21 protein-coding genes are annotated in these 23,738 nt (G+C 45.3%); 4 read left to right on the plus strand and 17 right to left on the minus strand.

Annotated elements, in window-relative coordinates; all coding sequences use genetic code 11:
* Nucleotides 1–138: 138 nt before the first annotated feature.
* On the minus strand, nt 139–1,050 hold the full coding sequence (locus ACESZH_RS18430; protein ID WP_373218198.1) for a LysR family transcriptional regulator: 912 nt from the start codon (nt 1,048–1,050) through the stop codon (nt 139–141).
* A gap of 218 nt (nt 1,051–1,268) precedes the next feature.
* Between ACESZH_RS18430 and ACESZH_RS18435 the strand changes: the two genes are divergently transcribed.
* Together ACESZH_RS18435 and ACESZH_RS18440 are read left to right on the plus strand one after the other, a co-directional pair.
* Nucleotides 1,269–1,913 carry a phosphoribosyltransferase gene (locus ACESZH_RS18435; RefSeq protein WP_373218195.1) on the plus strand — a complete coding sequence of 215 codons (645 nt, stop codon included), beginning with the start codon at nt 1,269–1,271 and terminating at the stop codon, nt 1,911–1,913.
* Nucleotide 1,914: 1 nt separating this feature from the next.
* Nucleotides 1,915–2,916 carry an asparaginase gene (locus tag ACESZH_RS18440; RefSeq protein ID WP_373218193.1) on the plus strand — a complete coding sequence of 334 codons (1,002 nt, stop codon included), beginning with the start codon at nt 1,915–1,917 and terminating at the stop codon, nt 2,914–2,916.
* Nucleotides 2,917–2,964: 48 nt separating this feature from the next.
* Here the strand turns inward: ACESZH_RS18440 and ACESZH_RS18445 are convergent, their stop codons facing one another.
* The 7 genes from ACESZH_RS18445 to ACESZH_RS18475 all read right to left on the minus strand — a co-directional run bounded on the left by ACESZH_RS18445 (nt 2,965) and on the right by ACESZH_RS18475 (nt 12,456).
* Complete coding sequence (locus tag ACESZH_RS18445; protein ID WP_373218191.1) at nt 2,965–4,035, minus strand: galactose ABC transporter substrate-binding protein; 1,071 nt, start codon at nt 4,033–4,035, stop codon at nt 2,965–2,967.
* 15 nt (nt 4,036–4,050) lie between these two features.
* On the minus strand, nt 4,051–5,049 hold the full coding sequence (locus ACESZH_RS18450; RefSeq protein WP_373218189.1) for a substrate-binding domain-containing protein: 999 nt from the start codon (nt 5,047–5,049) through the stop codon (nt 4,051–4,053).
* Nucleotides 5,049–6,869, minus strand: coding sequence for a sensor histidine kinase (locus ACESZH_RS18455; protein WP_373218188.1), 1,821 nt, complete (start codon nt 6,867–6,869; stop codon nt 5,049–5,051). Before ACESZH_RS18455 ends, ACESZH_RS18450 begins: the two co-directional genes overlap by 1 nt.
* A 5-nt stretch (nt 6,870–6,874) precedes the next feature.
* Nucleotides 6,875–8,530, minus strand: coding sequence for a response regulator (locus ACESZH_RS18460; RefSeq protein WP_373218187.1), 1,656 nt, complete (start codon nt 8,528–8,530; stop codon nt 6,875–6,877).
* Between the two features lie 242 nt (nt 8,531–8,772).
* Nucleotides 8,773–9,762 (minus strand): beta-methylgalactoside transporter, encoded by a 990-nt coding sequence (locus ACESZH_RS18465; protein ID WP_373218185.1) that lies wholly within the window; start codon nt 9,760–9,762, stop codon nt 8,773–8,775.
* An 18-nt stretch (nt 9,763–9,780) separates the two neighbouring features.
* Nucleotides 9,781–11,286 (minus strand): sugar ABC transporter ATP-binding protein, encoded by a 1,506-nt coding sequence (locus ACESZH_RS18470; RefSeq protein WP_373218183.1) that lies wholly within the window; start codon nt 11,284–11,286, stop codon nt 9,781–9,783.
* A gap of 108 nt (nt 11,287–11,394) precedes the next feature.
* Nucleotides 11,395–12,456 carry a substrate-binding domain-containing protein gene (locus ACESZH_RS18475; RefSeq protein WP_373218181.1) on the minus strand — a complete coding sequence of 354 codons (1,062 nt, stop codon included), beginning with the start codon at nt 12,454–12,456 and terminating at the stop codon, nt 11,395–11,397.
* Nucleotides 12,457–12,763: 307 nt separating this feature from the next.
* On the opposite strand from ACESZH_RS18475, the gene ACESZH_RS18480 reads away from it, so the two are divergent.
* Complete coding sequence (locus ACESZH_RS18480) at nt 12,764–13,942, plus strand: DUF4317 domain-containing protein (RefSeq protein ID WP_373218179.1); 1,179 nt, start codon at nt 12,764–12,766, stop codon at nt 13,940–13,942.
* Nucleotides 13,943–14,372: 430 nt separating this feature from the next.
* Here the strand turns inward: ACESZH_RS18480 and ACESZH_RS18485 are convergent, their stop codons facing one another.
* The 8 genes from ACESZH_RS18485 to ACESZH_RS18520 form a co-directional block, all read right to left on the minus strand.
* The gene (locus ACESZH_RS18485) at nt 14,373–15,281 is read right to left on the minus strand and encodes a dihydrodipicolinate synthase family protein (RefSeq protein ID WP_373218177.1); all 909 of its coding nucleotides are present in this window, start codon (nt 15,279–15,281) and stop codon (nt 14,373–14,375) included.
* A gap of 4 nt (nt 15,282–15,285) precedes the next feature.
* The gene (locus tag ACESZH_RS18490; RefSeq protein WP_373218176.1) at nt 15,286–16,011 is read right to left on the minus strand and encodes an N-acyl homoserine lactonase family protein; all 726 of its coding nucleotides are present in this window, start codon (nt 16,009–16,011) and stop codon (nt 15,286–15,288) included.
* A gap of 17 nt (nt 16,012–16,028) precedes the next feature.
* On the minus strand, nt 16,029–17,204 hold the full coding sequence (locus ACESZH_RS18495) for a mandelate racemase/muconate lactonizing enzyme family protein (protein WP_373218174.1): 1,176 nt from the start codon (nt 17,202–17,204) through the stop codon (nt 16,029–16,031).
* The gene (locus ACESZH_RS18500) at nt 17,201–18,178 is read right to left on the minus strand and encodes a Gfo/Idh/MocA family protein (protein ID WP_373218172.1); all 978 of its coding nucleotides are present in this window, start codon (nt 18,176–18,178) and stop codon (nt 17,201–17,203) included. Before ACESZH_RS18500 ends, ACESZH_RS18495 begins: the two co-directional genes overlap by 4 nt.
* Before the next feature lie 3 nt (nt 18,179–18,181).
* On the minus strand, nt 18,182–19,024 hold the full coding sequence (locus tag ACESZH_RS18505; protein WP_373218171.1) for a carbohydrate ABC transporter permease: 843 nt from the start codon (nt 19,022–19,024) through the stop codon (nt 18,182–18,184).
* A gap of 6 nt (nt 19,025–19,030) precedes the next feature.
* The gene (locus ACESZH_RS18510) at nt 19,031–19,906 is read right to left on the minus strand and encodes a carbohydrate ABC transporter permease (RefSeq protein WP_373218169.1); all 876 of its coding nucleotides are present in this window, start codon (nt 19,904–19,906) and stop codon (nt 19,031–19,033) included.
* Between the two features lie 65 nt (nt 19,907–19,971).
* The gene (locus ACESZH_RS18515) at nt 19,972–21,294 is read right to left on the minus strand and encodes a sugar ABC transporter substrate-binding protein (RefSeq protein ID WP_373218167.1); all 1,323 of its coding nucleotides are present in this window, start codon (nt 21,292–21,294) and stop codon (nt 19,972–19,974) included.
* A gap of 42 nt (nt 21,295–21,336) precedes the next feature.
* A complete protein-coding gene (locus tag ACESZH_RS18520; RefSeq protein WP_373218164.1) occupies nt 21,337–22,251 on the minus strand; it encodes a dihydrodipicolinate synthase family protein in 915 nt (304 codons plus the stop codon).
* Nucleotides 22,252–22,497: 246 nt separating this feature from the next.
* Between ACESZH_RS18520 and ACESZH_RS18525 the strand changes: the two genes are divergently transcribed.
* Entirely contained in the window at nt 22,498–23,262 is a 765-nt protein-coding gene (locus ACESZH_RS18525; protein ID WP_373218162.1) for an IclR family transcriptional regulator, read from the plus strand.
* 109 nt (nt 23,263–23,371) lie between these two features.
* On the opposite strand, the gene ACESZH_RS18530 is transcribed toward ACESZH_RS18525, so the two are convergent.
* Nucleotides 23,372–23,677 carry an alpha-L-rhamnosidase C-terminal domain-containing protein gene (locus ACESZH_RS18530; protein ID WP_373218160.1) on the minus strand — a complete coding sequence of 102 codons (306 nt, stop codon included), beginning with the start codon at nt 23,675–23,677 and terminating at the stop codon, nt 23,372–23,374.
* Nucleotides 23,678–23,738: the final 61 nt, after the last annotated feature.

Consider the following 23,738-nt stretch of genomic DNA (forward strand, 5'->3'; position numbering starts at 1 on the left):
TTTCTCTTTCATTCATCGTCGATAAACACACTATAACACCTTTTGAAAAAAAGTGTTAATTCCTAAATTTTAGTACCTGTTATAGGATTATCCTATAACTACACAGGTGTACAATTGTGCGCCGTACATTGACATTCTTTACCGCAGCACCCGGTCCTTGTATTTGGAGATTTCCTCCAGATACTTCTGTCCCAAAGGGCTTATGGTAACACCCTTCCGCGCCAGATAGCCGATTGTCATGATCTCTTCCGAATCCAGCTTCACAGCGCAGTAATCCGAGCCATTCAGCTCCTCGCAGATAATGCCGGAACACAAGGTGTAACCGTTCAATCCCACCATCAGGTTCAGCAAAGTAGCACGGTCATCTGCTTTTATCAGCCTTTTATATTCGTAGGTGCTCAACACCTCCTCCGCAAAATAAAAGGAATTATATGTACCTTGCTCAAAGGACAAACAGGGATACTCCCGCAGATCCTCCAGTGTGACTATTTCCCGGTCTGCCAGGGGATGCCCTTTCCACATATACACATAAATGCTGCACTCCAGGATAGGATGAAACTCCAGGCCCGATTCATGGAAAAGCTTGGTAAGCACATTCCTGTTAAAATCATTGATGTAGAGAATCCCGATCTCGCTCTTAAAATTTCTAACATCCGAGATCACATCATAGGTTCTTGTCTCATGGACAGCAAACTCATACTCATCCATACCGAACTGCTTTACAAGCTGGACAAAGGCGCTGACAGCAAAGGTATAATGCTGCATGGAAACACTGAATTTCTTTTTAGTCTGCTCTTTCGACACATATTTGGATTCGATCAGGGCATACTGCTCAACTACCTGCCGGGCATAGCCTAGAAACTCCTCTCCCTCCGGGGTTACGCAGATTCCGCGGTTTGTCCGCCTGAAAAGCTCCACGCCAATCTCCTCCTCCAATTCTTTCACTGCAGTGGAAAGGCTTGGCTGTGAAATAAACAGAGTTCTGGCTGCCTCATTCATAGAGCTGGAATTGGCAACCGTTATGACATATCGAAGCTGTGTCAGCGTCATGGTTCTCACCTCCGTCTTTTTGCGCTTTCTCAGTATAACATCTTCTTTGAGAAAATGACAGCCCCGGTTGATTTTTTCCAAAAAAAGTTATATTTCTGTTTCCAAATCCCCTCCCTGGATGGTATACTTATTGTATCAAGTAGGCAGACTTCCTGGTAGCAGCATCCAAACGCCCAGGTGGAGTCTGCCTTATTTCTTTCGAAAAAGGAGGTTGTCTTATGGAAACAAAAATGTTTAAGATCTACGCCCGCAATGATGAACGGATCCAGTTGAAAATTTATCCGGGGCATTTCGCAACGCCTCAGTCCCACATCACGCACTATCTGGATATGACCACTATGAAATCCCGCTGCTCCGAAGCCCAGCATATTGCCAGGGCGCTTTCCGCGAACTACGAGACCTCAATCCCCATTGATACGATCGTCTGCATGGACGGATTGGAGATCATCGGCGCGTATCTTGCAGAAGAGCTGACTAAAGTAGGCGTTCTCTCCATGAATGCCCATCAGACGATTTACATTACCTCCCCGGAATACAACAGTGTGGGACAAATGATCTTCCGCGACAATGTACAGATGATGCTCCGCGGCAAAAACATCCTGATCCTCAATGGTTCTGTCACCACAGGCGGTACCCTGAACCGCGCCATTGACAGCATCCTGTATTACGGCGGAAAAATCCGCGGCATCGCAGCCATTTTCAGCGCCATCAACAAAATCGCCGATATGCCTGTCCACGCTATTTTCCATCAAAAGGACATCCCCAACTACGGCACCTACAGCAGCCAGGAATGCCCTCTTTGCAAAAACCGCCAGAAGATTGATGCTATTGTTAGCAGCTATGGATACTCTAAATTAAACTGACATGAAAAAAATACTATTAATCGCCACAGGAGGCACCATTGCCTCAAAATACACACAGGAAGGGCTTTCTCCTCAGATCTCGGCGGATGAACTTTTGGAATACATTCCGGCGGCAGCGGAGTTCTGCACCATCGACACGGTACAGCCCTTCTCCCTGGACAGCACCAACATCTGTGCGCCCCACTGGCTGCAGCTTGCCAGGCTTATTGAGAAAAAATATGAATTTTATGATGGGTTTGTTATATGCCATGGTACGGACACCATGGCATATACTGCCGCCGCCCTTTCCTACCTGATCCAGAATAACCGGCGCCCTATTGTGATCACCGGAGCACAGAAGCCTATTGATCTGGCGATCACGGATGCACGTTCCAATCTGCTGGACAGTCTCCGTTTCGCCTCCCACGACAGGGCACACGGCGTGTCCATCGTGTTCGGTGGGAAGGTCATTGCAGGAACCAGGGCAAAAAAAGAATTTTCCAAAAGCTACAATGCCTTTTCCAGCATTAATTATCCCGATATTGCTTCTATTCACGATGATAGGATCATCTTCTATATTGACGACAAGGATCATTCCACAAAGCCGTTGAAATTTTATCATGAAATGAATGAGCGGATCTTTCTGCTGAAGCTGATTCCCGGCATTGACGGCAAGGTACTGGATGCGCTGTTTGCCTCCTACGATGGTCTGATTATAGAATCCTTCGGCGTAGGCGGATTGCCAAGCTATGGAAACGACCGCTTTCTGGAAGCCCTGGACCACTGGGTCTCCGCCGGAAAGCCGGTGTGCATGGCGACCCAGGTCACTCACGAGGGCAGCGACATGGATGTGTACCAGGTCGGAAAAGTGATCAAAGAGCGTTTTCCTGTTCTGGAATCTTACGATATGACTCTGGAAGCGTCTGTCACCAAAATGATGTGGGCCCTGGCCCAGAGCAAGGATATGAGCAAATGCAGGGAACTGTTTTATATGACTGTCAATCATGATCTGCTGTTTGTGTAAACTCTGTGAAAGCAGAAGAATGCGATGGAAAAAATCCACCGCACTCTTCTACTTCATAAGTTTCATCTGAATCTCCCCCAGATTGTCCACCGTGACGATCTGGTAGGGCATACGGATATACTTTCCGTCCAGCAGCTCAAACTCCTCCGGCAGGCTGTTTTCGGAAACAATGGAATATGCCAGCTCCAGCATTCCGCGCGCCTGGCCTTTGGCATCGTTCAGAACTGTGCCAAGCATTTTCCCGTCCTCCACCGCTTCCAGGCCGACTGTTGTTCCGTCGATTCCCAGAACCACGGGCCAATTCTCATCCTTAGTGGACAGTCCCGCCGCCGTCAGAGCGTCAATGGCTCCCAGCGCCATATCGTCATTATTCGCCAGCACCACTTCAATCTCATCGTCAAACTTTTCCATAAACTGCTTCATTTTATTTGCAGCCTGATCCCGATTCCAGTTGGCGATCTCATCCGAAAGCTTCTCCACCAGATAACCTCTGTCCGTAATCTCACTGATAACCGACATACTTCGCACCATAGAATCATTGTGGCCTGCTTCGCCTTCCAACATAACATACTGTAAAATGCCATCGCCGTTTTTATCTATTTTGGAAAAATTCTTCTTGCACTCTTCCACAAGGATCTCTCCCTGCATCTTTCCCGACTCAAAGGCATCTGCACCTACATAATACAACTGATCCCATCGCTCCAGATCTTCCTCCACCAGTTCCCGGTTAAAGAAGATCACCGGAACATTGCTTGCCTGTGCTTTCTCTACAATAGTGGACGCATCCGTCCTGTCCACCAGATTAATACATGCAATATCCATATCATCCCGGATAAAACCATCCATCTGATCATTCTGGATCATCTGGCTTCCATTGGCATTTTCCACATCCAATGTAATAGAGATCCCCCAGTCCTTTTCTTTTTCCTTTGCATATGCCTGCAGATAGGACACGATCTCGGACACAAAGGTATCATACTGATCATAAACACTGATTCCGATTTTCAGTTTTTTGATTTCCTTTTGTCCCCCGTCCTCAGACCCGCAGCCTGCCAGCAGCAAAGCCGCTCCCAATGTCAGCGCAGCAGCACTGCAGATCTTCTTTTTTATCTTTTTCATCACAAATCCTCCGCTTTAAACGTTTGGGAACAGCAAACGTTCATTTTCCGGCTCATATAAGGTATCCCGCGTCACGATCTTATACCGGATGTCAAACTCGTCAGGAAAATACCCTTTTTTTTCCTTCTCCGCCAATGCCCGGATCCCCTCGTACCCCATGTTAAACTCATTCTGAAAGACAAGAGCCCGAATCCTTTCATTATCCAGGTCATTTACTGTCTGTGCCGTATTGCCGATCCCGTAGATCTTGGCAGAATATCCGTTTGACTCAAAATCAGCCTTCTTGCTTTCCCAAGCAGCGGCAGCCGATTCCGTGCAGAATTTATCCAAAGCCGCTATATACGGACTGCTGAAATGGAAGGATGCGCCGATGAGAAGGCTTAAATTAAAATCGCCTTCCGATCTGGAAATGAAATCCACCTTTATCTCCTCTTCACAATCCTCCAGCGCGTCCATAAGCCCCTGAAAACGCAGTCTTACACTATCCCGCTCCATATATTCCCTTATCACAGTTACAGCCCGCGGACCATCATCCTCCGCAATATCACCCAGAATGATCTCACCCAGAGCATACCCCATCTCATAATCATTTGCCGCGATCCTGGCATAGCTTTCTCCGGATGACTCCACCCCTGTTTCCACAGTGATAACAGGAACCTGCGGATTCAGTTCTTCCAGCAGTTCACCTGTCTTTTCACTGTCCGTTGCTGCCAGGATAATTCCATCCACACCATTATCAGCTTCTCTCTTCAGAATTTCCATCTGTTCCTCAGGTGTGGCGCCAGCCCCCATGGTGATGTAATTCACATTTACCTTATAATCCTCTTCTGCCTGCCCGACTCCCTCTAAAAGGGTAGCCCATTCATTATCCATATTCTGGTACAGGATCACAGAATAGGATGCAGGTTCCCTGTCTGATTCCTCCCGCACCGCGCCATAATAATAGGCTACCGCCAGGACAATCACCGCTAGAAAGATAATAAGCCATATAATCCATCCCTTTTTCTTCGGCATTATACACCCTCCTTATTTTCCGCAGCAACTTCTTCTGTCTTTGGCAAATGAATCTGCACCATTGTTCCCTCATCCGGTTCACTGACAATCTTCAAACCGTATTCCCTGCCAAAATAAAGCTGGATTCGCTGATGAACATTTTTGATTCCTATGCCTGAGCCTTTGCTACGGCTTCTGGTTCCATCGGTCAAAAGGTGTTCTACCTGCTCACTGGGCATGCCAGGGCCGTTATCCTCCACCTCCACAAAAAGATCTTCTCCCTTTGTGTATGCGCGGATGTAGATCTCGCCATCTCCATCCATATATTCCATGCCGTAATAGATGGCATTTTCAATAAGGGGCTGGATGATCAGCTTGATCGTCTTGTATTTTTCTATTCCTTCTTCCACTTCGAAATAGGATGTAAATTTATTTTTATAACGATATTTCTGGATATCCAGATAACTTCTGGCGTGCTGAAGCTCGTCTCCCACTGTTATAATGTTTTTTCCCTTGGAAAGACTGATACGGAAAAGCCGCCCAAGAGCCTGGACCATGGAGATAGCATCCTCGTACTGCTCCGATTCCACCATCCACATGATAGAATCCAGCGTATTATAGAGAAAGTGCGGATTGATCTGGGACTGTAAGGCATCCAGCTCACTCTTTCTCTTTTCCTCCTGTTCCCGAACAATATCGTCTGTCAGCTTACGGAGCTGTTCCACCATTGAACGGATCGTTTCTCCCAAATGCTGGATCTCCGGCGAACCTCCGATATAAATCTGCGGCTCCTGCCCCACGCTCATATACTCCTGATCCACACCGATCCCTTTCAGGGAATCTTCCAGATTTTTCAGCGGCTGGACCACGCGCACCGCCACAAACTGGTTTGCAAAGACCATAACCAGAATCGAGAGGATAATGATCATCACTGCCATCACTCTGGTCCGCCCGAAATTTTTATAAAAGCTTTCTCTTGGAGTTACGCTGACAATTTTCCAGCCCGTATAACCCACGGTTTTCACCGTGACCATACGGCCCTCACCCTGAAACACTTCTTTGTGAAGACCATCCCCGTAAGTGGCAGCTATTTCATTATTTTCCTGTATCATATTGGAAAAGATCAGGTTCTGTTTCGGATGATAAATGATTTTCCCATCGCTGTTTATCAGATACACATATCCCAGATCCAGGTTATTTACCTTGGTAAAAAGCTGCCGGATACCGCTGAAATCCATATCTACCAGCATAATTCCGCCGGACATTTTTCCGCTGCTGGTCAGCTCTACACCCCGGCTCAGTGAGATCACCCAATAATAACGATTGCTGCTGTTTTCAAAAATATTCTGAACATGAAGCTCGGAAAAATGCAGGTTCTCCATCTTATCTGCCGCACTTGTAAACCAGTTCTGGGCAGTAATGTCCGTATTCTTTTTCATCATTCCCACAGGCGCGGAACCGATCAGCTCTCCATCCTCGCTGAAGCAGGCAAGGCTCACCAGGTTGTCCTTATTCACCTCGTAAAGAAGGTTCAGCTCCTGGCTCATATCATCCTCATCCAGATCGATATTTTTGATCACATTGTAATACAGCGCATCGGAAATACGCATCATATTTCTCAGATAAGTATTCAGGTTCATCTCCACCTGGTTCAAAAGCTGCTGGGTATCATTGATCACAATGTCCTCTGATGCTCTTCCATAGCTCTGATAAAGGAACACGCCGATAAAACCCATTCCCACTAAAGCTACCAGGGTGAAGGAAATGGATATCAGAAACTGCATTCCTCTGTTGTTTATGGCGGAAACAATGCTGCGCCATGCTTTTCGTACAGGCTTCATATATTTTACCCGTTTTCCTGATTCTCTTTTCCCTTGTCCTGCGCCAGAAGGTTTGCCCTGTACTTGGACGGGGATATTCCATACTGCTTCTTGAATACGTAGCTGAAATAATTCGGCTCCGTGTAGCCCACCTCATTGGCAATGACGTAGGTTTTGTCCTCTGTAGTGCGCAAAAGCTCCACAGCGTGTTCCAGGCGTATTTTGGTGAGATAAGCAACAAAGCTTAAGCCGACCTCTTTTTTAAAGATCGTAGAAAAATACGCGGCGCTTACATTCAGATAACGGCACAGAGTCTCAGCAGACAGATCGTTTTCCTTATAGTGCTCCTCAATGTATGCCTTCGCCTGTTCCGTAAGCTTCAGCGTGGAGTCCGTACGCTCATGGCGAAGCGTATGCCGGAGGTTTGTACAGATTTCCTGAAGCCAGCTTTCCAGCTCGTCCACGGAAAGGTGCTTGTAAATTTCCTGCCAGGGAATGTGGTTTCCCTCACCAAAAATCTGCTTTGTGCGCAGCTTATAGGAACGCCCGATCTTCATCAGCTCTGTAGACAGCTCCATACAGATAAGCTGGTACTGGTTAGGTGTGAGAGAAAAGCCCTTGATATTTTCGATGAACTGTTTTATAGCAGCATCCGTCTCATCCCTGTCTCCAAGCTTAACTGCTCTTACCAGATTCTGGAAATCATATTCCATAAAGGACACGGAATCCTTGGGACTTGGCTCAATGTCACGGATATAAAGCACCTGGTTCATTCCCATAATAGTGCGGTATTCCATAGCATTTCCAGCCTCCTGATAGGAGGTGGTGAGGGAATCCAGGGAATCACAGGGCTGTCCCACTGCCGCTGTCACCGATGCTTTCAGCACGCGGCTTCCCATTTTACAGACCTGGTCCAGATGATAGAGAACGGTATCCATGTCTTCTTTTTTATCCAGCATGAAAAGAATGATCACTTCCTCCAGATAGATCACGCTGTAAAACTTCATCCGCCCATTCAGGTAATCCTGCGCAATATCCTTCAGCGAAAGAGTGAGAAGCTGCCCCGCCCGGATCGGGATAGCCTTTTCCTGTATATCCCGGTTCATTGCCTCTGTATAAAGAACAGCAACTGCATAACAGGGTGCATCCAGCTTCATCTCATAAGTGTCCAGCATGGCTTTCGCCCGGTCGCCTGTCACTTTTCCCTCCAGAATGCTCATAAAAAGCTGCTCCTGCATAGCAGGAAGGCTCTTTTGATAGTATTCGTAAAGCTTGTTCATATTGCGGTGTTCATCAAATTCCTCATCCAGTTTTTTTCTGATCTTAGTGAGTACCTTTTCCATATCCTTGGAGCTGATAGGCTTCAAAAGATACTCCTCCGCCTCCAGATGCACTGCTTCCCTGGCAAACTCAAAATCATCAAAGCCTGAGTAGATGACCACCTTCATATTCCGGTAGTTTTCCTTTAACTTTTTGCAAAGGGTCAGACCGTCCATATACGGCATCTTGATATCTGTCATAACTACATCTATATGAAGCTGTTCCGCCATTTCCAGCGCCTCCTGCCCATTCTCCGCAGTCCCCGCCAGACAAAACCCCATAGCTTCCCAGTCAATCTTTTTCTTCATCGCCTGAAGCACGTCCGCTTCATCATCCACCAAAAGTATATTGTATAATTCCATATTCAGACCCTTTCCATAATTGTTGCCGTTCCTTCACTCCGAGTATATCACAAACATATATCTTTCATCCATACCCGATGACGAATAATATTCCCTTCTACCCAAAAAGAAGCAGCCCCTCATTCCAGGCTGCTCCTTTTTCCACCATCACTCCCTCCCGTCCGCAAAAAGCGGGCCCACAAGGGGGGAGTCTGAGGGGGACATGCGGGCTTCGCAACTCTGAGCTTGTCCCCCTTAGGGTTTTATTTCTTAGCAATGTATTTACGAATATCAAGTGCGATAGCAACTACGATAACGACACCCTGTGCAATAAACTGATAGTTTGTGTTAACTCCCAGGAACTGCAGTGCGGATTTCAGAAGCTCGAATACGGCAACACCGATGATAACACCGGAAACCTTACCGATACCACCGTTTACAGATACACCACCGATGGTACAAGCTGCGATTGCTTCAAGCTCCCAGCCCTGACCCATGTTTACACCGCCGCCGCCGGATTTACCTACTACCAGGAAACCGCCGATTGCATACATGCAGGCTGCTGTGATATAAATAATAATTTTTGTTTTCTTAACATTAACACCGGAAACCTCTGCTGCAACTTCGTTTCCACCGATTGCATACATATATTTTCCGTGACGTGTGTAATTATATACAAACCAGAAAGCTGCTGCTGCAATGATCAGATAAATAAACTGATAGGAAATTCCACCAATCTTACCCTGTGTTGCATTAATGAAATCCTGACGGAAACCGCCAATCGGCACTGCATTGGTAATAACCAGCGCAAGACCGTAAACAATAAGCTGCATACCCAGAGTACCGATAAATGCCGGTACATTCAGGTAAGAAATTACAATACCATTGATCAGACCGAGAACCGCACAAATTGCCATAACGATCAGAAGAACCAGCCACACGTTTAACTGCGGGAAGTTCGGCCAGATTTTACCGGGTGCATCCGGTTTCTGCAGCATGATACCGCAAAGGCAGGCGCTAAGACCAACCATACGTCCTGCGGAAAGGTCAGTACCCTTTGTGATCAGACATCCGCTGACACCAAGTGCGATGATAACACGGGGAGCAGAGTTAATTGCCAGGTTCATAATATTTCTAAAGCTTCTGAATGTAGGTACGGTAATACTTACATAAATTACAAGAATTGCAAGAAGAACAATGATTCCGTTATCCAACAGAAGTTTCTTAATATCAATTTTGTTTGATTTTTCCATTCTTATATCCTCCTTCACTTAGAACTGTGTCGCATAGTGCATAACATTTTCCTGGGTTGCTTCCTCACCGGAAAGCTCACCTGTGATCTTGCCGTTGCACATAACCATCACACGATTAGAAACACCAAGCAGCTCAGGCATTTCGGAAGAGATCATAATGATTCCCTTACCCTGCTTTGCAAGCTGAATCATAATCTGATAAATCTCATATTTTGCACCTACGTCGATGCCTCGGGTAGGCTCGTCCATAATGAGGACATCCGGATTGTTCGCCAGCCAACGGGAAATAATAACCTTCTGCTGGTTACCACCGGAAAGCGACTGAATCAGTGTCTTACTGTTCGGTGTCTTAATACTCAGTTTTGCCACATTATCCTGAACCAGATCTTCGATTTTTCTCTTATTAAGCTTGATTCCAGCCTCCAGATAATGATTCAGTGAAGCGATAGATACGTTGTCCGCTATGGAAAGACATCCCAGAATACCGGTTCCACGGCGGTCTTCTGTAATCATACCGATACCGTTATTAATCGCATCCTGAGGACGTTTAATATTCAGCGTCTTCCCGTTCAGCTTCACTGTACCACTGGTAATATGACGGATACCGAAAATTGCTTCCATCAGCTCAGTACGCTGTGCGCCTACCAGTCCTCCGAAACCGAGAATTTCACCCTTTCTCAGCTTAAAGGAACAGTCTTTAAAGGAGTTATCATGAATACTTGTAAAGTTTTCCACTTCAAGAAGTACATCACCCGGTGTATTCTCAAGCGGCGGATAAATATTGGTCAGCTCACGTCCAACCATTTGCTTAACGATTTCGTCATCGCTGATATTTTTCATTTCCCATGTGCCTACGTAGGTTCCGTCTCGCATGATCGTAATATCGTCGGAAATCCGACGAAGCTCTGCCATCTTATGGGAAATAAAGACAAAGGATACGCCTCTGTCACGAAGGTCGCGAACAATACGGAACAAAGCCTCTACCTCGACATCAGTCAGGGAGGATGTCGGCTCATCCAGAATGATCAGTTTTGCCTCCTGTGAAACCGCTTTTGCGATTTCTACGGACTGCATCTGGGAAATAGATAAATCTCCTAACTTTTTCTTAGGATCAAAGGGCATCTTAACATTTTCCAGCCACTTTTTCGCTTCCTCATTCATAGTTTTGTGGTCAATTACCTTCAATGGTCCCACAGACTTGGTCGGATAACGTCCCAGATACATATTTTCTGCAATCGTACGCGCCGGAACTGGCTGCAGCTCCTGATGCACCATGGCAAGACCTTTATGTAATGCTTCATCAGGATTGCCGATATTGACCTTTTCTCCATCTACATAGACCTCGCCTTCATCCATGTGATAGATGCCAAACAGACATTTCATGAGGGTGGATTTTCCTGCGCCGTTTTCCCCCATGAGAGCGTGGACCGTGCCCGGGCGGACTTTCAGGTTTACCTGATCCAACGCTTTGACACCCGGGAAGCTTTTGCTTACTCCGCGCATCTCCAATCTATACTCTGCCATCCCACTCTCTCCTTTCTATAGCACTTCCAAATATCTTTTCGCAAAATCGGGTGTGCCCTTTTGACACACCCGAAATTTTTAATAAGCTTTCATCCTGCTCAAATCAGATTATTTGATTTTCTCAAGAATTTCAGCAGCGTTGTCAGCGGTAACTTTTACATAGTCAACCATGTTAACCGGATCAACATCTTCGCCCTTCAGATATTTAACTGCCATGTTAGCAGCGGTCTGAGCCTGGCTGAAGTGATCGTTGAATACAGTACCGGTGAAGTTTCCGTCTACGATGTTCTGAACAGCGTCTGTAAGAGCGTCAACACCTACAAGGTAGATATCCTCATTGATAACTCTGCCTGCTGCCTGGATTGCCTGAAGAGCACCAAGAGCCATAGCGTCGTTGTTACAGAATACAACTTCTACCTGCTCGCCATACTGTGTCAGAGCGTCCTGTACGATCTGCTGGCCTTTAGCCTGATCCCAGTCACCTCTCTGAAGAAGAAGTTCTTCAACTTCTACGCCAGCGTCTGTAAGAGCCTTAACGGAATACTCTGTTCTGTACTGAGCATCGATGTTCTCCGGGTCACCCTGAACCATGATGTAGGAAACTTTGCCATCGCCGTTGATATCTCCGCCGTTAGCGGTCTCAAGGATTTCTTCGCCCTGGAATGTACCGGACTGTCTAGCGTCAGCACCTACGTATGTAGCTTTGATTCCGTCTGCTGCCCATCTGTCAGACTCTGTTTCGTCTGGCTGACGGTTAATATAAACTACAGGGATTCCTGCTTCGTTGCACATATCTGTAACCTGTGGAGCGGAAGAAGACTGAACAAGGTTCAGGATCATAACATCAACCTGGTCTGTGATGAAGTTATTGATCTGGTTTGTCTGCTCTGCCTGGTCATTCTTACCATCCTGAACAACGATGTTGTCAGCATTGAATCCAAGGTCTTCGGTCAGGTAACGAACTAACTCTGTACGATACAGGGTCATAAAGTTATCAGCAAACTGATAAATACTGATACCAATCTTTGTATTCTCGAGATCTACGCCTTCCAGATCAACTGCGGCTTCCTCAGTTGCCTCTGCCTCTTCAGCAAATACTGCTGTGGAGCCGATGATCGTAGTCATACCCATTGCTACACAAAGTAAACTAGCCACTACTTTTTTCTTCATTGAAAACGTCCTCCTTTATTTGCGGTTCTCTTGACCGCTTCATGGGTATATTCTAGCAATTCTTTTTCAAAATTAAAATATGATTTTTTTAGGTCTACCTACAAATTTATTAACAGATTCTACAGTTTTCCAAAAAATCTCAAATTAATTTTGTGCAGATTTTATAATTAAAATCCGCAGTCCAGCTTGTCTGCTCACGATCATTTTACCGTTACAATTCATTGACATCAAAAAATTTCCCTGCTACAATAACATCACGTGTCCAGACACACATTTTGCCGCTGTTATGCGGTATCAGGAGGACGAAATGAATAAAAAAGAGATTTCAGAAATAAAGAAGCAGTTTACTCCTGCCAACTGCGCCATCACCCGTATCTGCGGCTGCTATGTTGACGGAGAAAAGAACAAAAAGACAGAAATAAAGGAAGCTTTTCTCTCTCTTTCTGAGGAGGAAATGTTTAAATACTTTGATATTTTCAAGAAAACCCTTTCCGGAACCCTTGGAAAAAATCTGATGAATATGGAATTTCCGCTGGAGCAGGAAGCGCCAGGTGGCACCCAGGAGTTTCTCATGCAGCTCCGTGCCAGCAAGCTGACAGACGATGAACTTCTGGAGCGCTTCTACGATAAGATCATTGAAAATTATGATTACCCGGAAAATTATTACATTATTCTGATCCATGCTGTTTATGATATCCCGGGAAAAGCGTCAGACGGTACGGAGATGTTCGATGCCTCTGAGGAAATCTATGATCATATCCTCTGCAGCATTTGCCCTGTGAAGCTCTCCAAGGCAGGTCTTTGCTATAATGCGGAGACAAATAATATTGAGGACCGCATCCGTGACTGGATCGTAGAGATGCCGGATGTAGGCTTTTTATTCCCGCAGTTTAATGACCGCAGCACGGATATTCATGGAATGCTGTATTATTCCAAAAATGCAGAGCAGCTTCACGGCGCTTTTATTGATGAGCTGTTTGGCTGCAGCGCTCCCCTTTCCGCAGGAGGGCAGCGTGATTCCTTTAACGCGCTTGTGGAGGAGACTCTTGGCGATGACTGCCAGTACGATACGGTTATCAACATTCATGAAAAGCTTAATGAATTGATTGAGGCACAGAAGGATGAACCGGATCCTGTAGTTCTTACAAAATCTGAGGTGAAACGCCTTTTTGAGGAGTGCGGGGTTGAGGATGAAAAGCTTGAAACCTTTGATGAGCAGTATGAAATGACTGCCGGAGAGAAATCGGCCCTGGTGGCATCCAATATTACCAACACCAGAAAATTCGAGATCAAGACACCGGATGTCGTCATCCATGTGGACCCGGAGCGTGTGGATCTGGTGGAGACAAGGATCATCGATGGCAGAAAGTGTCTGGTGATCCCTATGGAGGATGTGGAAGTGAACGGGATCCGCGTGCGGATGAGCGGAGGTGCCGAAACTGATACTGCTTCCCGCGAGGCTGCTGTGACCGAAGAGTTTATATAATGTTTCTATATTAAAAAAACCTTGAAGCCTGTTACTCCATATGGTATATTATAGATGAGGAACAATCGCCCACAAAGTGGTTGACCTTATAGGTAAGACATAGAAAATGCCACCCATACCTGTCAAAGTATTTGAGGGTGGTTTTTCTATGCCCAAAACAATAATTGCTTAGAACATCAATGACATGTCAGATAAATGAATGTCAGCAATGCTAAAATGAACATACCAAAAGCCATAAGGTCCTGGAAATCATATTGATTATTGTCCATCAGCACCACCCCCATTCTATGTAGAATAGAGGCCAAGCCACCCTGTAACACGATTGTTCCTGATAAAAAGAATAGCACAATCCGTTCTTTTCTGCAATACAAAAGCGGGCAGAGGGATGAAATACATTTTTCCCTCTGCCTTATTTTCCATAACAAATCCTTTATGCGATTCCAAATTCCCTTTTCACATAATCTAAATGCTTATCCAGAAGAGCCATCGTTTCTTTATCCGGATAGTTCGCAGGTTTTCTGCAAACAGAGTTTGTCATGATTCCTCTCTTTTTCAGAATAAGCTTTTCCATGGCTACAAAAGATTCAATATCTCTCTGCATCAGATGAATGTGGGGCAGATAACGATTGAATAACTCAAACGCCTCCTTTTCTTTTCCCTGAGAAAAAGCGTCATAGACCATACGATACGGCTTTATCAATGCCGCTCCCGGCATCACTGCCGCCGCCCCCCGAACCAATGCCTCATACATACATTCTCCGCCATTTCCTACGATGATCTTATACCTGTTTTCTGTTGCCTTTTTCAACGCCGTAATTGCCGGCCCGGTAGGTGATGCCTCCAGCTTGATATAAAGCTCTTGCCGCAAATTGCTGCTGATTCCGGAGAAGGTTTCTGCTGCGATGCTCATTCCGTTTAACGCCGGAGCATACTGGATAATCATGGGAAGCTCTACATTTCTTCCTATCTCCGCCAGATGTCCCGCCACCATATTCTGTGACGGCATGGCAAAACCAGGCGGCATAATATTCAATGCGCTGGCGCCTTTCTTTTCATAATACAGCGCTTCACGGACAGCCAGCGCAGTCGCATGGCTGCTTACCGTCGCAACCAGAGGAAGCCTTCCCCTGTTTGCCTGCACAGCCCGAACAAACAGCTCCTTGCGTTCTTCCATGGAAAGCTTATAAAATTCGGCTCCTGCCGCAAAAAGGCATAAGGCGTGGGCACCGTCCTGAATTGCCATTTCCACCAATTCTTCAAATTTTCCATAATCAACCGATTTCCCATCATCTGTAAATGGTGTAGGAAGTACAGGTATGATTCCTTTTAATTCAGCCATTTTGTCACCTCCCATTCCAAAGACTAAAGTCATGCGAAGGATAAACCCTGGAAGCCCCTGATTCCTTTATTATCTGCAATGCCTGTTCGCATTCTGCCTCATTTACACACAGTCCCACAGGAATCAGCTGCTTAAGATTTCTCTCCGTCATTACCACATCCCCGGCAATGATTTCTGTACCAGAGCATGTTTCTATGAAAATTATTTGAGAACCATACGTGTGTCCGCCCGTATATTGCACTGAAATTCCCGGAATAATCTCTATTCTTCCGTTTCCATCTAAAAGCTCCAGCTTCTCCTTATTGTTTTTCAGGTAAGACAGCCAAAGCGGCGGGTATTCCTGGGGATACGTCTCTGCCCGCATCCATTCTCTCTTTTGACAGTAAAAGATTGCATTTGGAAAATACTCTGCATTCCCTGCATGATCCCAGTGGAGATGCGTGAAAATCACAGTCCTTACATGCTCCCGGATGATTCCAGTCTCCTTCAAAAGCTCTTTGTACGATCCATTTCTTTCCACCAGAAGTCCCAGCTTTTCTGCGCATACATCCGGCTCTGCAAAACCCGTATCCACCACCACCTGATCACGGCCATTCTCTAAGAGAAACAACACCGAAGGAACATATTCCTCTATTTCCGAATCCCCATTCCGGTATTTTATATCATCCCGCACCATTCCAAATTTCCCGGTAAGTACGGGAGTCACGGTCCAAATATCCTCCCTGTTCATTCCTTCTGCTCCTTACGTCAGTAAATCGGAACAAATTCTCCTTTGTTCACTGCATCAATATCATTGTAGGCATATTTCCGGATGGTTTCTTCGCGGAGCTCCACGCCTAATCCCGGAAGATCCTGAATCAGCTCTACATATCCGTCTTTATAGACGATCGGCTTAATTAAAAGCTCTTCCCTGAGCGGATTCAGTGTCTGGTCGTGCTCCATCACAAACGCATCCGGCTCCGATGCCATAAAGTGCATGTTGGCCATAAACCCTACACCGCTTCCAAAAATATGCGGAGCCATTCTCATATGATGCGCCGATGCAATGGCAGCAATTCTTTTGCATTCCGAAATTCCACCGGAACGTGTTACATCCGGTTGGATCATATCCACCGCATGTCCTGTGATCAGCGGTTCAAATCCATATCTGGTAAACTCATTTTCTCCGGCCACTATGGGAATGGAAGTGTTTGCGGTCAAACGTTTAAAGCCCTCTACATCATCGGGATGCAGCGGCTCTTCCAGCCAGAACAGATCACACTCCTCCAGCTTTTTGCATACCCGGACGGCTTTATCGTAAGTCCATGGAAAATTCGTATAGCACTGTCCTGCATCTACAAGGAGAGCCGGTTTAGGTCCTACCCGTTTCCGAAGTTCACGAATCAGCTCAATATCCTCCTCCGAATCTTCATTTCCAATTCGTACTTTAAATCCGAAGTATCCTTTTTCAATATAGCCCAGTGCCTCTTCTGCAAGGTCACCCACAGATTTTGCCATGCCGCCGCTGGCATATGCCTTGAACCTTGTTCTGTATTTTCCGCCAATCAGATCATATACAGGCCGATCCAACACTTTACCCATAATGTCATACAATGCAATATCTATACCGCTTATCACAGTGGCAATGACACCTCTGCGCCCATAGTGTGCAGATTGAATATAAAGCTTACGCCAGATTTTTTCGATATTAAACGGGTCTTCGCCCAAAAGCATGGGTTTAAACCTAGTCTCGATCATGTTTTCCACAGCCCGCGGCAAATATGCAGATTCTCCGATTTCTCCAAGTCCTGTATATTTGTCATCGACAGTTATACGTACCAATACACAGTTTCTCTGCAGCGTTGCTCCACCGGACCACTTCCACGTTTCATCCTGCTCGTACCGATAGCACAATAAAATCGTTTCTACATTTGTAATCTTCAATCTTTATGCACCTCCACAATCTTTTTCTCTTTGACTGCCTCAAGTATCATACCATGCAATCTACACACCCATGCAGCATCCTTCATAGTGGAAAGAGGCTGGTTCCCTTTTCCAATGCATTCTTCTGCAAACCATCTCATCTCCCTGTCAAACATTTCCTGGTAAAGACTCTGGTCATATCCCATCCCCAGGTTTTCTACAAAGTCTCTTCTGGAAAAATGCATACTTCCTTTTGTTCCCAGCATTTTTATCTTAAAGGTCCATGGATCTGACGTGTGGTCTTCCATTGCCCAGCAAACCAGAATCTGCACGATCGCACCATTTTCATATTCAAGCATCACAGCCACCTGCGGTCCCCCCATCTGACCTTCCTGCTCCTGTATCTCCGTGCGAAAAGCACTGATTCTTTTAGGAATCCCCAAGAATGCCAGACTCAGATAAAGCTGGTGGCACAAAACATCCGTTTCCGGTCCCGTATATTTCGCTGATAGTTCATGGTTCATATAATAAGTCTCTGACATATAAAGGTATCCCGGACTGCCTAACCGTCCATCTTTTTGTACCTCTTTCATCCGCATCAGCTCAGGAAGATAAAGATAGCTGTGTCCCGGCATACACACAACACCCTTTTTCTCCGCAGCCGAATCCATTTCCAGAATCTCGTTTACCGAAAAACTGACCGGCTTTTCAACCAACACATGTTTTCCTGCCTGTATTGCCTCCATGGCGTAATCGTAATGATACTGGGGTGGTGTAAGGATACACACACCATCTACCAACCCGGAACCGCAAAGCTCACCGCCCTGCAGAACCGGAACACCCAGCCGTTCTCCCAGTTCTTTTGCATGGCGTCCTCCGGCAACGGCTGTAATTTCCACACTACTGCATCGATTCACTGCCAGTATGTGATTCCCGGCTACCCTGCCGCAGCCCAGCAGCCCGATCCGTATCTTCTTTTTCTTATTTTCTTCCATAACCTACTCCTTGATCGCTCCCATTGTAAAGCCCTGAACCAGATATTTTTCCAGATACGTAAACAGAACCAGTCCGGGAATGCATGCCAGAACAGATCCGGCCATGATCTGTCCCCAATTTACACTTCCATGCTGTCCCTGCATAAGAGCGATTCCTACTGTTATGGTCCGCATCTCCTCCGTTCTTGCAAATGTCAACGCGTACATATACTCCTGCCAAGAAAGGATAAACGCAAACATGGCCACCGTAACGATACCAGGAGCCGCCAACGGCATGATAATCTTGAACAGAATGCGAAGTCGTCCGCATCCATCGATTCTCGCTGCCTCCTCCAGTGAGACTGGAATGGTATCAAAATATCCTTTGATCATCCATGCACAGAAGGGCATGGCAAAGGTGGTATATGCAATCACCATAGATAAATGGGTGTTTAGAAGTCCAAGCTTGCTCATGATAATATACATGGGAATCAAAAGCAGCATAGACGGAAACATCTGCACCACAATCAAGGTCACAGAAAAGAATGTCCTGCCTCTAAACCGAAACCGGGAAATCCCATATCCGGCAAACATCGCAACAATTAATGATATTCCCATAGTACACAAGGAAACGATTATGGAATTCAGGAAATATTGCTTAAAATACCCTCTGTTCCATATTTCTACATAATTATGAAAGCTGAATTTTCTTGGCAGCCATTTGGGGACTTCCTGGAAAACCTCATCTGCCTCCTTAAAGGAGGTGGAAATCATCCACAGGAAAGGGAGGATCAGTACCATGGTCATAGCCAAAATCAATATGGTAAGCCCAAACTTTTTATACTTTTGTTTTTTTGCCCGTGTCATTTCCCATCACTCCTTTAACAGTTTCTTTACATAAATAATACTAGGGATAATCAGTACAAACATCATTAGAACCGCTGCCGCAGAAGCATAGCTTGTCTGGAATGTCTGCATAAACAAGCGGTAAATATATACGGGCAGAGACAGCGTTGCTTCCCCCGGCCCGCCTTTTGTCACTACCTGAATGATCTCCAACTGGTTGAAATTCCAGATAGAGGTCAAAATTGCCGTAATCAGCATGATATTTTTCAACATTGGTATGGTAATAAAACGAAAACACTGGAAATTTCTGGCCCCATCCACCTTTGCTGCCTCGTATAGATCAGCAGAAATTGCCTGAATGCCAGCCAGCAGGGTAATTGCCACAAATGGAATACTTTTCCAAATAACGACCATAACTACGGATATTGCCGCCAGCTTCTCATCAGAGAGCCAGTTCAGATTATGGGAGATCAACCCAATACTCTTTAACAGATAATTCATCATTCCAAAGGATTCATTCAAAAACCATTTCCATATGATTCCGGCAATGGCGTTTGGTATGATCCATGGAATCAGCACAAGGCATCGAAAAAGTTTTTTACAATAGATATCTTTATTCAATATGATTGCAAACAACAGGCCCAATGACATCTCAAATATAAGAATTACAATCGTCCATACCACAGACCGTTTCAGTGCATCCAGAAACATGGTGTCTTCCAGAAGTTTTTGATAATTTTGGATTCCTATAAAAGAAGTGGCTGTAGGCCGTATCAGATTTTCATTAAAAAAGCTGTTGATCAATCCAGAAAAAACCGGATAAATAAGAATCACCAGTATCAAAACTGCGCATGGAAACAAAAAGAAATAGGGCGTCAGCATTGTTTTTATTTTTTTTCTCATAATCTACCTCTCCAAGTCAAGAAAATCTGGGGTGCTCCCTTCAGGCAGCACCCCTGTCCCAGAGCCTATTCTTCTCCGTGCAACTCTTTCAGTTTGCTGTCAAGTGTTTCAATTCCTTCCTCGACAGGCACACTTCCCATCAGCATCTGCTGAACTGTGGAGTTTCCATACATGCTGGTGAGAGACTGCCACTGCGGGTCTAATGGAGGAATCATGCAGTTGTCTACTTCATCCAGAAAAGGCTGAAGCATGTCATCGTAGTTTGCTCTTGCATACTCGATAAAGTCTTCGGAATAAAGCATACCGCCGGCCGCATTACAAAACGCTCCTGCAACAGTAAGCCCCTCTACATCACTTGGGGTGTTATAGAAATAATCCAGGAATTTCCAGGCTTCTTCTTTGTGTGAAGAAGCTTCCATAATATTAAATGTGTTTGGATATCCTCTGTAAGCAGTCTGCACCGGACCGTCAAAGAGAACTGCTGTGCCCCACTTTCCGTCTAAATCCGGGCCTTTTTCTGCTACGGATCCTGTTACCCATGCTCCATTTTGCATCATTGCCACCTCTCCGGCAACAAAAGCGTTCGTTACTGCTTCCCAATCGTAATCCACCGCACTTTCCGGTGTTACCTTATATTTCTGCACCAGATCGACCATGTTTTGGGTTCCCTGTACTGCTGCATCCTCGGAAAGCTTTGATACCCATGCACCATCTTCATATGCGGAAATTTCCGCCCCGCTCATCTGCATAAAATTCACCCAGTAATCTGAAGCATTTTCCGCCTGTACAGGCCATCCGTAACCATACTGGTCGATTACACCATCGCCGTCTGTATCCTTTGTCAAAGCCTGCGCACATTCAAGAAACTCATCCCATGTTTTCGGCGGACTCTCGGGATCAAGTCCTGCCTCCTCGAAAAGATCCTTTCTATAGAAAAGCGCCCAGTTACATCCCTCCTGTGGAAGTCCGTCGATTTTTCCGTCCTCAGTGGTGATCATCGCCTTTGCACTAGGCAGAAAGCTCTCAACCAACTCATCAGGAACCAACTCGCTCAAGTCAGCAAGTGCGCCTATTCCTCTGTATTCAGCCAACATTGATGTATTACACATGATCAGGTCCGGTGCATTGCCGCTGACTATAGAAGTCATGATCTGCGACGGTGCATCTGTCCAACTGCTTCGTGTCTCCACGATTTTAATATTAGGATTTTCCGCCTCAAAATCTGCAATAGCTTTTTCCAGGATTTCCAACTGTGCCGGAACCCACGCCGTATGCAAAAACTGAATCTCAACATTTTCCTCCCCTGCGGATACCTCACTGAATTCACCGCCGAGAAGCCCCGCCGCCATAACTGCGCACAGAAGTCCGCTCAACATCTTTTTTTTCATGAATCTTTTCCTCCTTTTTCATATATTGTTTTTGTTTTCCCTTTATTTTACTCCCAGCCCGTTTACAAGCTCTGCTGCCCTTGCAATCCACTGAGAACAAAATTCCGCATTCAGATTATGCAGACTCCTCTGAGGCATCCCCACGTGCACCCCAATCACTTCAGAAAGAATCCGATAATTTTCCGGAAAAGCAATTCCATCCAAATGGCGCACCAACCTGGTAATTTTTAATTGCATTTCCGCTGCTTTTTTTAACTCATTTTTCTGATAAGCCTCCAAAATATCTGCCATCACGCCATCCAAAATCCAGGATAGCGCAGACATACAGCCTTTTGCTCCAATGGAAAGGCTAGGTAGGAAAGTACAATCCTGACCAGTAAATAATGCAAATTCCGGCCGTATTTCCAGTGCAAGCGCCATCACCTTAGAAAAATACTGCATGTTACCGCTACTGTCCTTCATCCCTATAATATTAGGCAAACTCATAAGCTTGTCCATATATATCAGTGGGATTTCCGGTGCACAAAACGGAATATTATACATCAAAATATTAATTTCCGGAGGCGCTGTCTCAGATATTTTTTCATAAAAACTCAATATATCTTCGGGACGCTGCGGATAATAATACGGTGGACATATCATTGCATATTCGTATCCCAGCCTGCTTATGTACTGTAACAGATTCCGCACACCGCTTTCTGTTGCAGCACTTCCTCCGCCGATTAATATTTTCTTATTACCCACTTCCTCTGCCGCAATCCTGAGAACCTCTTTCTGTTGTGCAGTATCCATATAAACAAATTCTCCGGTAGAGCCGCAAATGACCAACCCTCTTGTTCTGTCTCCTACACAGTGACGAAGTTCCCGCCGAAGTGCCATCGCTATCAAACGGCCATCACTGTCAAACGGCGTAAGAACAACTCCATACGTTCCTTCCTTTAAATGTTCTCTTTTCACTTCTGCCCCCTTCTTTGTTCTTATATATGAACAATATTTCTATATTTGTAATTTGTTTAGATGTATATTATCACACCTGTCAAACATTGTCAATATATTCTTAAATTCCAATTATTTTATTTCATTTTTGTATATTTTTTACATATTGTGCATTTTCTTCTTGTTCTTTTTTTAAAAACCGTGTAAGATATATATATGAACAATTTTCATTTATACAATCTCGTATAACATAAGGAGGATCTGCGTGTGGAACAAAAAAACCATCGTCTATTGCAATGCGCTTTAGAAATCTTGCAATACATAGCAAAACAGCCAAAAGGAGTATCCTTTAAAGAAATCTGCACAATTACAGATTTGCCCAAAAGCTCCACCCATAATCTGGTGCAAACTATGTGCAATATGAATTTTTTGCAGAAAAAGGAAAATTATAATGAGTACAGAATTGGATTAAATTGTTTTGAAGTGGGAAATGCCTATCTTTCTACCAATCCTTTTTATTCCACAGCAAAAGAAATTGTAGAAAACGTATCCATGCGGTGCAACCAAACGTCACATTTTGGAATCCTAAACGGACACGATACGGTTTATCTCTATAAATTTGACAGCAACCAACCTCTTCGCATTGCATCTCACACAGGAAAGCGCATTCCTGCCCATGCCACTGCTATCGGTAAAGCTCTGTTGTCCGGTTTTACAAACAATGAACTTTTAGAGCTTTATAAAGACTATGTAATGGAGCCTATGACTTCACACACCATTACTTCTCTCGATGAGCTTGCCGCACAGATCGAAGAAGTCCGGAGAACCCAGACCGCCTATGAATCCGAAGAATCTTCTCCTTATGTGCGCTGTATCGCTGTGCCGATACATAACCGAATGGGCAAGGTAATTGCAGCAATTTCTGTGTCGTTCCCCATCTATCGGGCGGACTTGGATACCGCGCCTTTCCTCGATGCTCTGTTTGATGCAAAAAGGCAACTTGAATCCGCTCTGCTGGCCCTGGATATCTGAACTATATAGAAACAGAATTGTTATCAGAACGTGTTTCCACCGGACACACTGCAAAAAAACGGGCAGAAGATGAAATTCCTCTGTCCGTTTCTGTATCTTTTTCTGTCTGTCAGGATTCGGTTACGGTGAAATAATATTCTCCTGCCCCCAGTTCCAGACAGTATCCTGTTTCGGTTTCTCTGTATGTTTCCGGGGTTTCCAGAAACGTTTTTCCTTTTAAGAATACTTCGGCTCTTGTATTTACAGGCACCTCGATGTGATACCGGATCCTGTCCTTATCCCTCTTCCAGCCGCTTACGCTCCTTCCGTACATGCTCTCATAGGAAAACTCCGCCTCCTCAAGCTCCTTTTTCTGGCAAAGGGCAAATACGGAATTTTTTATAGTCAGCCTGGTCATTGTGTTGTGGTCAAGCATTTTTGTAACACTTGTGGCTAAAAAATATCGCTTACCGGTTACGCTGCCATCCGTGCCTCAT

Origin of the sequence: Ruminococcus sp. 5_1_39BFAA (genome assembly GCF_964240875.1) — a bacterium.
GTDB lineage: Bacteria > Bacillota > Clostridia > Lachnospirales > Lachnospiraceae > Blautia_A.

Bases quoted from the DNA above. Each gene is read 5' to 3' on its own strand.
- ACESZH_RS18430 (WP_373218198.1), bottom strand. From the start codon at position 1,050: ATGACGCTGACACAGCTTCGATATGTCATAACGGTTGCCAATTCCAGC.
- ACESZH_RS18435 (WP_373218195.1), top strand. From the start codon at position 1,269: ATGGAAACAAAAATGTTTAAGATCTACGCCCGCAATGATGAACGGATC.
- ACESZH_RS18490 (WP_373218176.1), bottom strand. From the start codon at position 16,011: ATGAACAGGGAGGATATTTGGACCGTGACTCCCGTACTTACCGGGAAA.
- ACESZH_RS18450 (WP_373218189.1), bottom strand. From the start codon at position 5,049: ATGCCGAAGAAAAAGGGATGGATTATATGGCTTATTATCTTTCTAGCG.
- ACESZH_RS18480 (WP_373218179.1), top strand. From the start codon at position 12,764: ATGAATAAAAAAGAGATTTCAGAAATAAAGAAGCAGTTTACTCCTGCC.
- ACESZH_RS18510 (WP_373218169.1), bottom strand. From the start codon at position 19,906: ATGAGAAAAAAAATAAAAACAATGCTGACGCCCTATTTCTTTTTGTTT.
- ACESZH_RS18440 (WP_373218193.1), top strand. From the start codon at position 1,915: ATGAAAAAAATACTATTAATCGCCACAGGAGGCACCATTGCCTCAAAA.
- ACESZH_RS18470 (WP_373218183.1), bottom strand. From the start codon at position 11,286: ATGGCAGAGTATAGATTGGAGATGCGCGGAGTAAGCAAAAGCTTCCCG.
- ACESZH_RS18515 (WP_373218167.1), bottom strand. From the start codon at position 21,294: ATGAAAAAAAAGATGTTGAGCGGACTTCTGTGCGCAGTTATGGCGGCG.
- ACESZH_RS18500 (WP_373218172.1), bottom strand. From the start codon at position 18,178: ATGGAAGAAAATAAGAAAAAGAAGATACGGATCGGGCTGCTGGGCTGC.
- ACESZH_RS18475 (WP_373218181.1), bottom strand. From the start codon at position 12,456: ATGAAGAAAAAAGTAGTGGCTAGTTTACTTTGTGTAGCAATGGGTATG.
- ACESZH_RS18455 (WP_373218188.1), bottom strand. From the start codon at position 6,869: ATGAAGCCTGTACGAAAAGCATGGCGCAGCATTGTTTCCGCCATAAAC.
- ACESZH_RS18505 (WP_373218171.1), bottom strand. From the start codon at position 19,024: ATGACACGGGCAAAAAAACAAAAGTATAAAAAGTTTGGGCTTACCATA.
- ACESZH_RS18465 (WP_373218185.1), bottom strand. From the start codon at position 9,762: ATGGAAAAATCAAACAAAATTGATATTAAGAAACTTCTGTTGGATAAC.
- ACESZH_RS18445 (WP_373218191.1), bottom strand. From the start codon at position 4,035: ATGAAAAAGATAAAAAAGAAGATCTGCAGTGCTGCTGCGCTGACATTG.
- ACESZH_RS18460 (WP_373218187.1), bottom strand. From the start codon at position 8,530: ATGGAATTATACAATATACTTTTGGTGGATGATGAAGCGGACGTGCTT.
- ACESZH_RS18530 (WP_373218160.1), bottom strand. From the start codon at position 23,677: ATGCTTGACCACAACACAATGACCAGGCTGACTATAAAAAATTCCGTA.
- ACESZH_RS18485 (WP_373218177.1), bottom strand. From the start codon at position 15,281: ATGGCTGAATTAAAAGGAATCATACCTGTACTTCCTACACCATTTACA.